The sequence below is a fragment of the Streptosporangium sp. NPDC023825 genome (assembly GCF_040639575.1).
GTDB lineage: Bacteria > Actinomycetota > Actinomycetes > Streptosporangiales > Streptosporangiaceae > Streptosporangium.
The window spans coordinates 1-13,349 of sequence record NZ_JBFAAE010000116.1; the positions used below are offsets into that span (position 1 = coordinate 1).

Sequence of the window (13,349 nt, forward strand, 5' to 3'; positions counted from 1 at the left end):
GCTGGGTCATAACCAGCGGAGAAATCGCGAAATTCCGGGTCTCGTCCATCGGTCAGCGTGAGCGGCGCCGTCTGGTTGGTCCGCTCCTTGACGAAACCGGGCGGAGGGCTCCGTGGTCGGGTCCTGTTCACTCAACAGACACCGTGACCGACTCACGCGGAGTTCCGCACCTCCACCCGCCGAGGTCCCCGGACCTCGATCGCTGCTCCGCCCGAAGGCTCCGCGGTCAGCGAAGGGCATCGAGGGCGGCGAGAATGTCGGCCGGCTCCGCGCGGGCGGTGTAGTCGGTGTCGATGAAGGCCCACCGGATCACGCCCTGCCGGTCGATGACGTAGGTGGCGGGGATGGGCAGGGTATGAGGGCGTCCGCCGTTGACCCTCTGCAGGTCGAATCCCAGCGATTCGTAGATGGCGGCCAAGTCGTCGGTCAGGTCGAAGGCGAGACCGTACTGCTTGGCGGTGTCGGAGCCGACATCGCTGAGAACTTCAAAGGCAAGTTCGTGTTTCTCGCTGAGGGACAGGGACTCGTCAGGGATCTGAGGGGACACGGCCACCAGGCGCGCGCCGCGGGAAGTGATGTCGTGATGGTGCCGCTGCAGGGCGCGCAGGGCGATGTTGCAGTACGGGCACCAGGCGCCGCGGTAGAAGGTGAGAACGACAGGCCCCTCGGCCAGCAGGCTTTCCAGGGCCAGTGGCCTCCCGGTCGCGGTGGGCAGGCGGAAGCGGGGAGCCTGCGCACCCACGTTCAGCGCACGGCCGGCCTGACCGGACTCGGCGAGTTCTTCACCGGCCTGTTTCATGACTTCTCGCACATGGGCGGGGATCTGCTGCTGCCGGGCCTGGAAGAAGGCCCGCAGTTCGGCGTTGAGGCTCATTGAGATCGTTTCCTCCTGGTCAAAGGAACGGGTTTCCGCCGACGTCGGCACGAGAGCCGGACGCGATCCCGTGGAAGGCGTGCGGGGCGTGGCATCGCCGTCTTGGAATGACCGTTTCAAGATAGCGGCACGGGTGGCCTCACGCCAGCGATCCGGTCGCGATGTCGCGGTCAGATGCTCACGAACGAGGGGTGATCCGCCAGGGCGAGAGCCCGGACGAAGGTGGTGGTACGAAGGGCGCACAGAGCGAGGAAGCGCCTGACCGGGGTCTCCCGCGACCCGTAGGCCGTGTTCCACAGTGTCGGAATGCGATTCATAGGCACAGCATGACGCGGCCTTCGAGCCCGGTGGGCGACCGTGGACGATCCTGGATGTCCCCTCGGCTCTTTGCCTCGGTGGATGCGCGGAGCTATCTTGGAACTGCTATTTCAAGTTGGTGGGGTGAAACATGCCGGACATCAAGCACTTCGATCCGGACGCGGCCCTCGACAGGGCCGTGCAGCTGTTCTGGCGGCAAGGTATGGCCTCGACCGGGATCCAGGACGTGGTGACCGCGACCGGTGTCAACCGCTCCAGTCTGTACGCCACCTTCGGCAGCAAGCGGGAGCTCTATCTGACGGTCCTGCGCCGTTACCTGGAGAACCGATCCCAGCCGGTGTTTCGCCGGTTGATCGAGGATGAGCGAGGCATGCCCGCCATCACGGAGTTCTTCGCCGAGCTGATCGAGGCCCGCTGTTCCGGGAAGTACGCCCAATGGGGCTGCATGGTCTCCAACGCGCACGCGGGCACCGAGAACACGGATCCCGAGATCCGCACCGTTCTTGAGCAGCACCACCAGCGGCTGCGAGACGCGATGCACGCCGCACTGGTCAGGGCCGACGCGCACCGGCAACTCACCCCCGGCACCGATCCCGATTCCGCCGCCGATCTCCTGGCCCTGCTCGCCTACGGGGTCAACCTGCGCTCCCGTGCCGGAGCCGATGCCCGGGCCCTGCACAGGACGGTGGCCACGGCCCTCAACTCGATAGCGATGTGAGCGGTGGCCGTACCGCCCCTCTTCTGCCCGCCGTTGACCGGGCCGAGCGCGGCACCGCGTTGAAAGCATGGGCGGCGCGCGCCGTCCGCCCCGCACGCCATGGCCGGGTCCGGTCCGGCCGCCTGCGGGGCGGATGGACCGGACCCGGCGGGTCACACGCGCACCGGCTCCGCGGCGGGAGGTGCGAGCGCCGTGCCGGGCGTCAACCGCTCCTCATACCGCTTGGGCAGCGCCCATCGGTACAAAGGCACGGCTGCGGCCGTAGTGAGCACGGCGACGAGTACCAGCATGGAGAAGACATCCTGGGTGATCATGCCCTGGGCCAGGCCGATGTTGATGAAGATCAGGATCATCAGGCCTCGGGCGTTCATCAGACCGCCGACGGCCCACGACTCGCGCCAGGAGAACCCGACGGCGCGCATCGCGGCGGCGCAGCCGAAGTACTTGCCGACGAACCCCGCGGCCAGGATCAGCAGGAAAGGCAGGATCATGGCCCATCCGGCGAGACCGTTGAGCTGGGTGTTGAGTCCGGAGAAGGCGAAGAAGACCGGCAGCAGGAGAACGCAGACCATGTCCATCATCCGGCTGTGCAGGGCCGCGCGGAACGCGGGGTTGCGGGGCATGGCGAGTCCGGCGATGAAGCCACCGAAGACCGAGTAGATACCGATGTAGTCGGTGAACAGACCGGCCAGCAGGACGATGCCGACAATCAGGTACATCTGGTCGAAGCCGAACCTGCCGGTGCGCTCGACCCGCGCTCCCAACGGCCGCAGCAGCCGGGCCACAACGGCGAGCATGAAGACGGCGAACACCGCGGTGAGCCCGATGGTGCGCAGTACGTGCACGGCACCACCGCCGCTGTGCATGGCCGACAGGACAGCGAGGAAGCACCACGCTGCGGCATCGTCGATGGAGGCGCCGAACAGGGTCAGCCGGCCGAGCCGTGAGTTCTCCAGCTGTCGTTCGTACAGGATCCGGGCAAGCATGGGGAAGGCCGTGATCGACAGGGCGCCACCGATGAAGAAGGCGAATTCGAAGACGCTGACATCCGGACGCGAGAGCCGGTCGTAGAGCAGGTAGCCCGCCCCCATGCCGAGCAACAGCGACGGAAGGATACCGGAGACGGCCAGGACCGCGGCGTTGCGACCGTCCTTCCTGCCGTCGCCCGAACTGTGATCGAGGCCTGCTCCCACGAGGAACATGAAGATGGTGAGGCCTATGGTGCTCAGGACGTACAGGATGGGCTTCACCTCGGGAGTGAAGATCGCCCTTTGGGCCTCCGGGAAGAGGACGCCGAAGAAGGTGGGTCCGAGCAGGACACCGGCGACCATCTCCCCCAGTACCCTGGGCTGCCTCGCCAGGAGGGCCAACCGGCCGCAGAGGGCGGAGGCGGCCAGAATGACTATGACCGCGGGCAGAACCCGCAAGGCGAGTTCGAGATTCTTGTCGGTGGACAGTGCCAGGTAAGTCGCGTGTTGCACGGTGACTCCTGTGATCATCCGGGAGGTGCGGAGACGGAGGGCAGGGGGCGGCCGGGCGCCGGATCGCCGGCGGGAATGCCGAGCACGGCGGGCCAGCGCGTGTCGTCCCGGGCCACGACGAGGAACTTGGCGTACCAGCTGTCGAAGAAAGACAGGACGAACATCGGCAGGAGGGTCCAGATCGCCACCTGCTCCAACGGGGTGTCGCCGGTCAGTGCGGCGATGATGACCACCACGAACACGTTCGGGTAGGTCATGGCGGTGTAGTCGTCCAGAGTCTGGACATGACGCCGGCGCTTCAGCAGCGCCGCTACGAGACGGAGCCCGATGGCGATCCCGAGGGCCATCGGCCCGTAGGTGGTGAATCCGGTCAGATCCAGCTTCAGGCAGACGAGCACGATGAACGCGGTGAGCAGCAGTACCGCCACATAGCCGTTGCGCTCACCGAACGTGGCCGTACGAATCGGTGATCGCCGCCGCAGCCACCTGACCAGTACGTAGGCTGCGGAGACCACGCCTGTCGAGGTGGCGACGCTGACGGCGACAGCGGATGCCACACCGTCCTTCAGGGTCAGCGCCAGGACGGCGGAGAAGGAGATCCCGGCCGCCGCGGACGAGAGCAACACCTGCGCGAACGTCGGCATTATCATTCCACCGAGGCAGCGGCTGACCGTCATGGCGACCACGGAGCTGGGTGTCGCCAGAAAGATCGCGGCGAACATCGTGGTGCTCCCCGTACCCGCGTTCCACCAGTACGCCAGGATCGCGAAAGCGATGGGCACCACCAGGTAGCGAATCGCGACAGAGCGCAATATGCCCCGATCGGTCACGAACACCCGGGCGTTTTCCAGCTCGATGCGGCACATGGTGACGACACTGGCCACCACCAGCAGCAAGAGCAGAAGGTACGGCGAGGTATGCGCGCGCAGTCCCGCCAGATTCCCGAGCAGACCGGCGGCAAGGCCGAGACAGAAGACGAGGGGATGGTTGACGACGATCCAGTCGTAGACCATGTTCATCGTCTTGTTCTCATGTTCGACATAGCCGCGGATGCGGTCGCCCTGCAGCATCTGGGAGTTCGGCAGACGCAGGTCGTAGGACTCCTCCGCCGGCCGATCGAGGATGAACCGGCAGATCAGTTCGACCACGTACTTGTGCGAGACCACACAGACCGTTTCACCGCGGCGCAGCGCCGGCAGTAGCTCCTGCTCGTAGAAGTCGCGCACCCGGGCTTTGAACTGTCCGGAGGTCTCCCCTCCGTGCATCGTGGGGCTGTCGGCGTTCATGGCGCGCTCGTACTCGGCGATGCCGTGACGGCGCTGGAGGATGGACTTGCTCTCCAACGTGTAGCTGCCGAAGTCGCGCTCCATGAGCCGGGCGTCCACGACGATCGGCGGGGCGGCCCCCCGCCGATCGTCGAAGATGATTTCGGCGGTCTCGTACGCTCGTGACAGCGGAGAGACGTAAACGCGGTCGAACCGCTGTCCGCGATGGCTGTGAGCGACCTTGTGAGCCTGAACGCGACCCAGGATCGTCAGCGGCGCGTCGCGCTGGCCTGCGATACGGTGCACGGAATTGCAGGTCGACTCGCCATGGCGAACCATGAACAGCCGTTCGAAAGAGGGAACGGTCGCCTGGTCGTCCATCAGCCGTCCTTCTTCGGCGCGTACCTGACCTGCCCGCTGTACTGCGCGTCCCAGCCGGCCAGCTTGGTGATGTCGCACAGGTTGTGCACCGCGTGCCTCTCCACCAGGGCCCTCAACATCGAGACGGTTCGCCGGGCCTGCTCGGCGGTGAGGCCGAAATCCTTGGCGGTGGCGACGCCGAATTCCGCCAGGTCCTCTTCGAGGATGCCCCGGTACTTGCGCCGTTCGGTCCGGTCCTGCGCCTGCAGGTGGTTCATCGTGTTGGTGTAGGCACCTCCACGCGCGTAGCCGAGCAGCCGCTCCCGTAGCAGGTCCTTGTCCGGGCTCTCGGAAGGGAGGTTCAGATCGCTGACGATCCAGTCGCAGCTGCGGATCAGGCAGTGGTGAATCCCCTCCGGGATGTCCACGTGTTCCCCCTCGCTTCCGGCCTCAGCACGGCGCAGGATCTCCATGGCGGTGTCGAAGCACTGATTGCGCAGGGTGCCGATGCTGAAGACGAACGCGCCGAGACGTCCGCGGCGGCTGGTCTCGTCCCCCTGCCGCATCGGGCCGACGCAGAACAGGCCTCTGGCGACTTCACCGTCGGGCGCGACGAGCTGCCCGTAGTGGCCGACCTCGACGCCTCGGTGGGTGTTCGCCTGCGGCTGCGCGTACCTGCGGCCGTGCACGAGGCCACTCCACAGGGGATGGTCCGCGCGCTCGTAGTCGGTGTTGTTGCCCAGGCAGTTGACGACGCGGTCCACGACCATGTCCTGACGGTCGGTGAAGACGACCCGGATCCTTTCGCCGTCTTCGATCGGACGCATGTCCTGGATGCCGGTGGAGATGACGCTCACGGTTTTCGGCGCACCGTTGAAGCAACGCATCCGGTTGCGGACGATGTCACCGATCTCTCGCACGGTGCTGGTGCGGTTCGTGACGATCAGACTCTTGTAGGTGTCGAGCAGCGTTCGCACATCGTGCGGATCCATGCGGGAGACCAGCTCGACGACGTACGGCTCCCAGGCTTTCATCACGCGCTCGGCGAAGACGGCGTCGCGCCCGCTGCCGTCGTCGGGACAGTGCGTCTCGCGCAGGTGCGCGTACTCGGCTTTCACCCCTTCGACGACCACCTCGGGGGTGAGCACCTCGGTGTCGAGGAAGGGCGGCCGGCGGACCTGCCAGATGTCGTGTTCGTGGTCGACCGGGTAGGTACCGTGCATGTGGCCGCCCCGGGAGCAGATCACGATCTGCCCGGTGTGGCCCGCGTCGACGAGGGAGACGACCGTGTCGAAGGCGGAGAGGGCAGAGCCGGCGACAAGGACCGTCTCGTCGGGGCCGACCGTTCGGAAGCGGTCCTGCGCTCCGGGGGCGTACGGATCGGCGATGAAGCGATCGGATTTCTTGACGCGGTGGTAGAAGGGGGCCTGAACCGGGGCCAGATGGCCGGTGGCCAGCACCACGTAGTCGCAACTCAGCACGTGGACGTCCCCATGGGGACCGGTGTCGGCGTACTTCACGGCGTAACCGCCGTTCTCGGCGCGTACGTCGATGGCCTCACCGGTCAGTTCGACCAGCTGGGCGTCGGCGGCGGCATCGGCGACGGCGCGGCGCAACCGCTCGGCCAGGTATTGGCTGAACACGAGCCGCGGGACCACACAGCTGATCCCGAAGACGTGGTACCGCCACTTCTGCGGCCAGGTGGAGCGGTCGGCCTCTTCGTTGACCCACTCCAGGAAGTCCTCGGGACGTTCGCGTCGCAGGGTGATGCGACCGGCCTGGATGTTGAGCATGTGCTCCCAGTTCGTGCAGGTCCGGCCGAAGGCCAGACCTCCGTACCGGTACCCCTCCTCGCGCTCGATCAGGAATATCTCCAGCGGAGCACCGGTGAACTGGAGCAGCCTGATCGCCGTAAGGGTTCCGGAGAATCCGGCGCCGATGATGACGACGCGCTTTTTCCCCGGTGGTGATGCGTGCTGCATTTCCATGATGCTGTCTCCTTTGAATGCGGAAGAAGGCGGAGTCGCTCGCGACGGAAGCGGCCAGGGGTGCGAAATGAGCACGAGAGGGCCTCCCCGCCGTACTCGACATTGAGCACGGGCGAAGATGAGGCACCCCGAGGCGGCCGATGCGGCGACCGGTTTTTGTCGGCCCGAAGACGAGTTTCAGGAACGTTTGTTTCCCCGGGTTCCGGCCGTGTCCCGACCGGGAAGATCCTCAGGCGGCACTCGATCCGGCCGGTGAACGGTCGTGTGCCTGAGTCCTCTCTTCGAGGTGACCCCTGGCGAGGCAGCGCGCACGGAACCGGCTGGTGATGTCTCTCGAACGGGTGGAGTGATACACCGACTCGGGCATGGGTGCAGGGGCTCCTGTCCGGGTGAGGAACATGGGGCGGATCGGGCGCCGGCGACGGACCTTCGGCGGCAGTGGTCGCGACCGAGATTCAGCATTGGGGGAACACGGGGGCGGGAGACCGATCCTGGACGATTCTGGATGCAATGCAGAATCGACGATCGGCCCACAGGCATCTCTTGACAGCTGCACCCGTACTGCCGCTAACTTGAAATGAGCATTCCAAGATGTTCGGCCAAGGTGTTTCACGGGGGGTAGCATGCCGCAGGTGCTGAATCCGGGCCGTGCCCGCACGATGGATGAATTCATCGCTGAGCTCAGGCTTCTGAAGGCCTGGGCGGGAAACCCGTCGATCACCGAAATCACGCGACGTGTTCATGACCTCTGGCACCACTCGGGACGTCCACGGAGTGAATGGCCGGCGCGTTCCACGGTCGGTAACTGTTTCCAGGAAGGGCGCCGCCGCCCCAACACCGACCTCCTGCTGGCGATAGTGCACGCGCTCGTCGACGGCGACACGGCGGCGCTCTCCCTCTGGCGCCAAGCACTGCGAACCGTCCTGGGAGAGGCCGAGGCAGCCGGCCGGGTCAGCGTCTACGACCGGCTTCCCGAGGCATTCACGCACTTCACCGGCCGGAGTCACCTGATGACTCGGGCCGAGACCCTCTCGGACGGCGGGGACACCGGCCGGGCGGTTCTGCTCGAGGGAATGGCCGGTACGGGTAAGACCGCGCTGGCGGTCCGGCTCGGTCACCGGTTTCGAGCGGCGGGCCTCATCACGGGTCCGACCCTCTTCGCGAATCTGCGCGGTTCCGCCTCAGAAGGTCCGCCTGCCGACCCGATGGCGGTATTGGAGACGTTCCTGCGTCTCCTGGGTGTCTCGGGTGACCGGATCGCGCGTAACGCCGACGGCCGCATCACGCTGTACCGCCGGCTTCTCGCCGGCACCGGAGCGCTGGTGGTGCTGGATGACGCTGCAGATGTGGAACAACTGTCTCCTCTGCTGCCCGGCTCTCCCACCTGTCGCACGCTGATAACCAGCCGCCGGACTCTCCCGGGGTTGAGCCGCGTCGCACGATTGCTCGTACCGGTGCTCGCTCCGGATGAGTCCTTGGATTTGTTACGTCAGGTAGCGGGGACCGGACGCGTTGACGACGATCTCCCCGCCGCCCGGGAGATCACCGATCGGCTGGGGCATCTGCCACTGGCACTGTCGATCATCGGCCACCATATGCGAGATCATCCTGCCTGGCCCCTGAGCGACTACTACGGTGAGCCCTTGACCGTCCTGGCGCTGGAGGGCGGAGTGCGCAGGAGCTTCGCCACCTCCGAGGCGAAGCTGACCGAAGGAGCACGGCAGCTGCTGCGGTTCCTGGCCCTGCACCCCCTCCACGATGTGGACGTACACGCGGCCGCCGCGCTGGTCGACAAGCCCACCGCCGTCACCCAGCGCCATCTCACCGCCCTTCATGAGGCTCATCTGCTCGAAGAGGCCGCCCCCGGCCGGTACCGGTTCCACAACCTGGTCCGCGCCTATGCCGAGGAACGCATGTGCATCGACGAACCGGCGAGCCATATCCGCCAAGCACTGAACCGGGTGCTCGCGCACTACCGGAACATGCGGGGGAGTTCGCCGCCTCCATCGCTCGAGCCCCAGCGATCGGCCACGGCGCTCACCCCTTACCGTCATGAACCGCGCCGGGGTCCGTGGCGGTCATGGCCTGCCCCGAGCCGCCCGGTTCCGGAAAAGACAGCCGGGTCGTTGTCCATACGATAGAGGGCCTCGGGCCCAGTGTGGCACGGAGCCTCATCCACTTCCCCAGCGGGCACACGGGCCTCAGCACGCACCCAGCCGAATTCGCCGAACCGCTCCGCAAGGTGCCGAACGCCCAAAAGACGGTGAAGCCTCGGGTTCCGGGCTCGCCGCGTGAGTGGCGGGCCCGGACCGCATCGCCGGACGCATCCGCACGCCGGCCGTCACCGGTCCAGCCTGCCCGCCCTGTCCCGCAGGTAGCGCTGTTCGGGAAGGCTCGTGGTACGCCGGGCCGCCAGCAGGTAGCTCTCTCGCGCGGCGGCGTGCTCGCCGGCCAGTTCCCGCAGGTGGGCGCGCACGGCGTGGAGGCGGTGGTGACGGGTGATCCGGGGGTCGCCGTCCAGGCTTTCCAGCAGCTCGAGCCCGGCCCGGGGCCCGCGGGTCATCGCGACCGCGACGGCGTGATTGAGCGTGGCCATCGGGTTCGGCGCGATCCGGGTGAGGATCGCGTACAGGATGCGGATCTGCTCCCAGTCGGTGTCCTCGGCTCGCGGCGCCTGGACGTGCAGCGCGGCGATCGCCGCCTGGAGCTGGTAGGGACCGAGGGCCGAGGCGGACATGGCGTCGGTGACCAGCGCGGCGCCCTCCTTGGTCATGGCGGTGTCCCACCGGTTCCGGTCCTGCTCGGCCAGCGGCACGAGGGCGCCGTCCGGGCCGGTGCGGGCCGCTCGGCGGGCGTCGGTCAGCAGCATCAGCGACAGAAGCCCGGCGACCTCACCGTCGTCCTGCAGGGACCGGTGCACCGTCCGGGTGAGCCGGATCGCCTCCGCGGTGAGCTCGCCGCGGTGCAGGTCGGGCCCGGAGCCGGCGGTGTAGCCCTCGTTGAAGATCAGGTAGAGCACGTGCAGGACGGCGTCCAGCCGTCCGGCCCACTCCCGGGCGTCCGGCATCTCGAACGAGGCGCCGACGGCCCTGATCCGCTGCTTGGCGCGGCTGATCCTCGGCGCCATGGTGGCCTCCGGCATGAGGAACGCCCGTGCCACCTCGGCGGTGGTGAGGCCGCCGACGGCGCGCAGCGTGAGCGCCACCTGGGAGGCGGGCGTCAGCGCCGGGTGGCAGCACAAGAACAGCAGCGTGAGGGTGTCGTCGCGGTCGCGAGGGCTTTCGTCGCCGGGGGCCGGCGCGAGGCCGGCGTCCGGCGCCTCCCGCACCGCCGCGGTGGCCTCCCGGCGGCGGCGGGCCTGCTCGCTGCGCACCTGGTCGATCAGCCGGCGGGAGGCCACGGTCACCAGCCAGGAACGCGGGCTTTCCGGGACGCCTTCGGCGGGCCACTGCGTCGCGGCGGCGAGCAACGCCTCCTGCACCGCGTCCTCGCACTCCTCGAACCCGCCGTAGCGGTGCAGGAGGACACCGAGAACCCGCGGCGCCAGTTCGCGCAGCAGGTCCCCGAGGCGTTCGGAGGCGTTCACCTCTCCATCCCGGCCGCGTCCAGGAAGTCCTCATGGCCGAAACAGTCGAGACAGTGGAAACGGTCTGATCCCGCCCGCCGCGGGTCCGCCGCGTCCAGGTGGAGATCCAGCAGGAACTTCACCGCGGGCTCAGCCGTCCGCCGTGCCCGCGTGGACCACCGGCCGCACCTCGATGCCCAGGCCCTCGACGCCGGCGTCCGGAATGAGCGCGGCCAGCTCCAGGGCACGTTCCCTGTTCTCGCACTCCACCAGGTAGTAGCCGCCCAGGTACTCCTTGGCCTCGAGGTAGGGCCCGTCCGTCACCGCCGGGACGCCGCCCCGGACCTTGACCACGGCGCTCTGCGACGGGTCGGCCAGTGCGACGGTACCGATCATCTCCCCGGATCTCCTGACGGTCTCCATGAACGCGCCGTGGCCCCTCATCACCTCGTCGCGCTCCCCCTCGGTCAGCGCATCCCAGATCCGCGGGTTGTTGTGCATGATCAACAAGAATTTCACGTCGTCTCCTTCGACGGCCGGGCGGCGCCCCCGAGGCGCCGTTCACCATGGAGTCGGCGCCGGTGCCGCGTTCTTGCGGTACCGGACCGCAAGAATCTCCCCACTGTTTCGACTACCTCCCCGAATGGGCGCCTGACCTGCGCGTTCCATCAGAAGGTACTTGTCGGCTCCCAAAGGAGGACGCATGTCGCAGCTGTTGAGGGTGCAATGCTTCAACGTGTCACAGGACGGGTTCGGTACCGGTGAGGGGCAGAGCCTGGACCGGCCCTTCGGCCACGCGGACCCCGCTCCCCTGTGGTCCTGGGCGGGCGCCACCGCCAGCTGGGTGAACCGTACCGACCCCGGCGGCACCCGCGGCCTGGACGACTACCTGACCCGCGCCCATACCGACAACATAGGGGCGGAGATCATGGGGCGTAACAAGTTCGGCCCCCAGCGCGGCCCCTGGGAGAACCACGAGTGGCAGGGATGGTGGGGAGACACCCCGCCGTTCCACACGCCGGTCTTCGTGCTCACCCACCACGAACGTCCGTCCTTCACCCTGGCCGACACCACCTTCCACTTCCTCGACGCGACACCGGCCGAGGCGCTGGCACGTGCCAAGCAGGCCGCCGGCGGCCGGGACGTGCGCCTCGGCGGTGGGATCGCCACCATCCGCGAGTTCATCCGTGACGACCTGGTCGACGTGATGCACATCGCCGTCGCGCCCGTCGACCTCGGCCGAGGCGAACGGCTGTGGGACAGCCCCACCGACCTGCTCGACCGCTTCCACCTGGAGACGGTACCGAGCCCCAGCGGAGTCACCCACCTCCTGTTCTGGAGACGGTGACCACTGCCCCGCACGATCGCACGCGCCTGCCGCGGTGAGCGCGTACCTGCCCGTCGACCCCGGCACGGGCAGGTACGCCGGCCGGCGTACCGGTTCCGCGGACGCCTCGGTGGGCGCCTCAGTGGGCGGCCGGGGCCGGGACGAGGCCGTCGGCGACGAGACCGGCGAGGACCGCCTCCCCCAGGACCTGGACCGCGGACTGCGGGCGGACCATCACCGTGAGCTCCTTGATCAGGCCGTCCTGGTCGAACTGGAGGAGGTCCATGCCGTGGATCTGCTTGCCGCGCACGGTGGCCCGGAACAGCAGGACGGCCGACGGGGCCTCGGTGCCGTCGGCACTGGTCTGCGCGGTGCCGTCGAAGTGCCCGATGTAGCGGAAGTCGTCCTCGAAGGTGCGCAGCAGGACACCGAGAAGGCCAACGACCATGGGCCTGCCCTCGAATGGGGTGAACTTCACCGGGCTGTACACGCGGACGTCGTCGGTGAGCAGGGCGTCCAGCGCGGTGAGGTCGTGACTCTCGACGGCGGCCCGGAAACGGTCTGCGGTGGTCATCACTACACTCCAATAGTCAACAAAGTGATTAGTCAATTAAGTGACTATCATGGCGGGCACGCACCGGGAAAGAGGGAGGACGGGGGGCGTCTCGATGGCGTTGCGGCACGCCGTGCTGGCGGCACTGCTGGACGAGGAGCTCAGCGGATACCAGCTGGCCAAGGCGTTCGACCTGGGTGTGGCGAACTTCTGGCACGCCCTGCCCCAGCAGCTGTACGCCGAGCTGGCCAGGCTGGAGGGGGAAGGGCTGATCTCCGGCCGGGAGGTGGTCCAGGACACCCGGCCCAACAAGCGCCTGTTCAAGGTCACCGAGACCGGCCTGGCCGAGCTGGAACGGTTCGCGGCGACCGCCGGCAAGCCCTCCTTCATCCGTGACGACCTTCTCGTCAAGGTCCAGGCCGCCGACCACGTCGACACCGACGAGGTGATCGCCCAGCTCATGGAGCGAGCCGCCTTCGCCGACGCCAAGATCGAAGTGTTCGGCGGGCTGCTGCGGCGGATGCGCGGCGACAGGAGCGAAGAGGAGTTCCTGCGCCACGGTGAACGCGTCGGCCCCTACCTGACCTGCCTGCGCGGCCTCGCCTTCGAGCGGGGCAACCGGGACTGGTGCCACCAGAGCGCGGCGATCCTGCGGGAGAGGCGGATCTCTCACGCCCGGCGGTGAGCACTGCGCCACCTCGTTCCGCGGGAGAGGCGGATCTCTCACGTCCGGCGGTGAGCACCTGCGCCACCTCACCCCGCGTGGCGGCCGGACGGAAGGGTCCGGCGGCGGCGGAAACGGGACGCGGTGATCTCAGCCGGGGCCGGATGCCGCGTGACGGCGCGCGCCGTCACGCGGCCACCGGCCCCGGCGGGGGGGGGGGGGGCGCCGCAGCCGAA

General features: G+C 67.9%; 13 protein-coding genes. 4 read left to right on the forward strand and 9 right to left on the reverse strand.

Annotation, left to right across the window (positions count from 1 at the left end; all coding sequences use genetic code 11):
* Positions 1-226 precede the first annotated feature (226 nt).
* A complete protein-coding gene (locus AB0G15_RS42640) occupies positions 227-874 on the reverse strand; it encodes a peroxiredoxin-like family protein (protein ID WP_362851303.1) in 648 nt (215 codons plus the stop codon).
* Between the two features lie 170 nt (positions 875-1,044).
* On the reverse strand, positions 1,045-1,191 hold the full coding sequence (locus tag AB0G15_RS42645) for a hypothetical protein (RefSeq protein ID WP_362851305.1): 147 nt from the start codon (positions 1,189-1,191) through the stop codon (positions 1,045-1,047).
* Positions 1,192-1,322: 131 nt separating this feature from the next.
* On the opposite strand from AB0G15_RS42645, the gene AB0G15_RS42650 reads away from it, so the two are divergent.
* Positions 1,323-1,910 carry a helix-turn-helix domain-containing protein gene (locus AB0G15_RS42650; RefSeq protein WP_362851307.1) on the forward strand — a complete coding sequence of 196 codons (588 nt, stop codon included), beginning with the start codon at positions 1,323-1,325 and terminating at the stop codon, positions 1,908-1,910.
* 152 nt (positions 1,911-2,062) lie between these two features.
* Here the strand turns inward: AB0G15_RS42650 and AB0G15_RS42655 are convergent, their stop codons facing one another.
* From AB0G15_RS42655 to AB0G15_RS42665, 3 genes are read right to left on the reverse strand one after another with little or no spacing between them, the layout of a single operon-like run.
* On the reverse strand, positions 2,063-3,391 hold the full coding sequence (locus AB0G15_RS42655) for a cation:proton antiporter (protein WP_362851309.1): 1,329 nt from the start codon (positions 3,389-3,391) through the stop codon (positions 2,063-2,065).
* A gap of 14 nt (positions 3,392-3,405) precedes the next feature.
* Positions 3,406-5,037, reverse strand: a complete 1,632-nt coding sequence (locus AB0G15_RS42660; RefSeq protein WP_362851311.1) for a histidine phosphatase family protein — start codon at positions 5,035-5,037, stop codon at positions 3,406-3,408.
* On the reverse strand, positions 5,037-7,004 hold the full coding sequence (locus tag AB0G15_RS42665; protein ID WP_362851313.1) for an FAD/NAD(P)-binding protein: 1,968 nt from the start codon (positions 7,002-7,004) through the stop codon (positions 5,037-5,039). Before AB0G15_RS42665 ends, AB0G15_RS42660 begins: the two co-directional genes overlap by 1 nt.
* Positions 7,005-7,627: 623 nt before the next feature.
* Here AB0G15_RS42665 and AB0G15_RS42670 point away from each other — a divergent pair.
* Complete coding sequence (locus AB0G15_RS42670; RefSeq protein WP_362851315.1) at positions 7,628-9,145, forward strand: NB-ARC domain-containing protein; 1,518 nt, start codon at positions 7,628-7,630, stop codon at positions 9,143-9,145.
* Positions 9,146-9,345: 200 nt separating this feature from the next.
* Here AB0G15_RS42670 and AB0G15_RS42675 read toward each other — a convergent pair whose 3' ends face one another.
* From AB0G15_RS42675 to AB0G15_RS42685, 3 genes are read right to left on the reverse strand one after another with little or no spacing between them, the layout of a single operon-like run.
* Positions 9,346-10,590 carry a sigma-70 family RNA polymerase sigma factor gene (locus AB0G15_RS42675; RefSeq protein ID WP_362851317.1) on the reverse strand — a complete coding sequence of 415 codons (1,245 nt, stop codon included), beginning with the start codon at positions 10,588-10,590 and terminating at the stop codon, positions 9,346-9,348.
* Positions 10,587-10,712, reverse strand: coding sequence for a hypothetical protein (locus AB0G15_RS42680; protein ID WP_362851319.1), 126 nt, complete (start codon positions 10,710-10,712; stop codon positions 10,587-10,589). The genes AB0G15_RS42675 and AB0G15_RS42680 overlap by 4 nt, the downstream gene beginning before the upstream one ends.
* A gap of 7 nt (positions 10,713-10,719) precedes the next feature.
* Positions 10,720-11,088, reverse strand: a complete 369-nt coding sequence (locus AB0G15_RS42685) for a YciI family protein (RefSeq protein WP_362692434.1) — start codon at positions 11,086-11,088, stop codon at positions 10,720-10,722.
* A gap of 184 nt (positions 11,089-11,272) precedes the next feature.
* On the opposite strand from AB0G15_RS42685, the gene AB0G15_RS42690 reads away from it, so the two are divergent.
* The gene (locus tag AB0G15_RS42690) at positions 11,273-11,917 is read left to right on the forward strand and encodes a dihydrofolate reductase family protein (protein ID WP_362851321.1); all 645 of its coding nucleotides are present in this window, start codon (positions 11,273-11,275) and stop codon (positions 11,915-11,917) included.
* Between the two features lie 118 nt (positions 11,918-12,035).
* On the opposite strand, the gene AB0G15_RS42695 is transcribed toward AB0G15_RS42690, so the two are convergent.
* Positions 12,036-12,470, reverse strand: coding sequence for a nuclear transport factor 2 family protein (locus AB0G15_RS42695; protein WP_362851323.1), 435 nt, complete (start codon positions 12,468-12,470; stop codon positions 12,036-12,038).
* A gap of 94 nt (positions 12,471-12,564) precedes the next feature.
* On the opposite strand from AB0G15_RS42695, the gene AB0G15_RS42700 reads away from it, so the two are divergent.
* Complete coding sequence (locus AB0G15_RS42700) at positions 12,565-13,134, forward strand: PadR family transcriptional regulator (protein WP_362851327.1); 570 nt, start codon at positions 12,565-12,567, stop codon at positions 13,132-13,134.
* Positions 13,135-13,349: the final 215 nt, after the last annotated feature.

What these genes read in the sequence shown, in the direction of transcription:
- AB0G15_RS42650 (WP_362851307.1), top strand. Translation starts at nt 1,323, where the DNA reads ATGCCGGACATCAAGCACTTCGATCCGGACGCGGCCCTCGACAGGGCC.
- AB0G15_RS42695 (WP_362851323.1), bottom strand. Translation starts at nt 12,470, where the DNA reads ATGACCACCGCAGACCGTTTCCGGGCCGCCGTCGAGAGTCACGACCTC.
- AB0G15_RS42640 (WP_362851303.1), bottom strand. Translation starts at nt 874, where the DNA reads ATGAGCCTCAACGCCGAACTGCGGGCCTTCTTCCAGGCCCGGCAGCAG.
- AB0G15_RS42700 (WP_362851327.1), top strand. Translation starts at nt 12,565, where the DNA reads ATGGCGTTGCGGCACGCCGTGCTGGCGGCACTGCTGGACGAGGAGCTC.
- AB0G15_RS42670 (WP_362851315.1), top strand. Translation starts at nt 7,628, where the DNA reads ATGCCGCAGGTGCTGAATCCGGGCCGTGCCCGCACGATGGATGAATTC.
- AB0G15_RS42645 (WP_362851305.1), bottom strand. Translation starts at nt 1,191, where the DNA reads ATGAATCGCATTCCGACACTGTGGAACACGGCCTACGGGTCGCGGGAG.
- AB0G15_RS42660 (WP_362851311.1), bottom strand. Translation starts at nt 5,037, where the DNA reads ATGGACGACCAGGCGACCGTTCCCTCTTTCGAACGGCTGTTCATGGTT.
- AB0G15_RS42665 (WP_362851313.1), bottom strand. Translation starts at nt 7,004, where the DNA reads ATGGAAATGCAGCACGCATCACCACCGGGGAAAAAGCGCGTCGTCATC.
- AB0G15_RS42690 (WP_362851321.1), top strand. Translation starts at nt 11,273, where the DNA reads ATGTCGCAGCTGTTGAGGGTGCAATGCTTCAACGTGTCACAGGACGGG.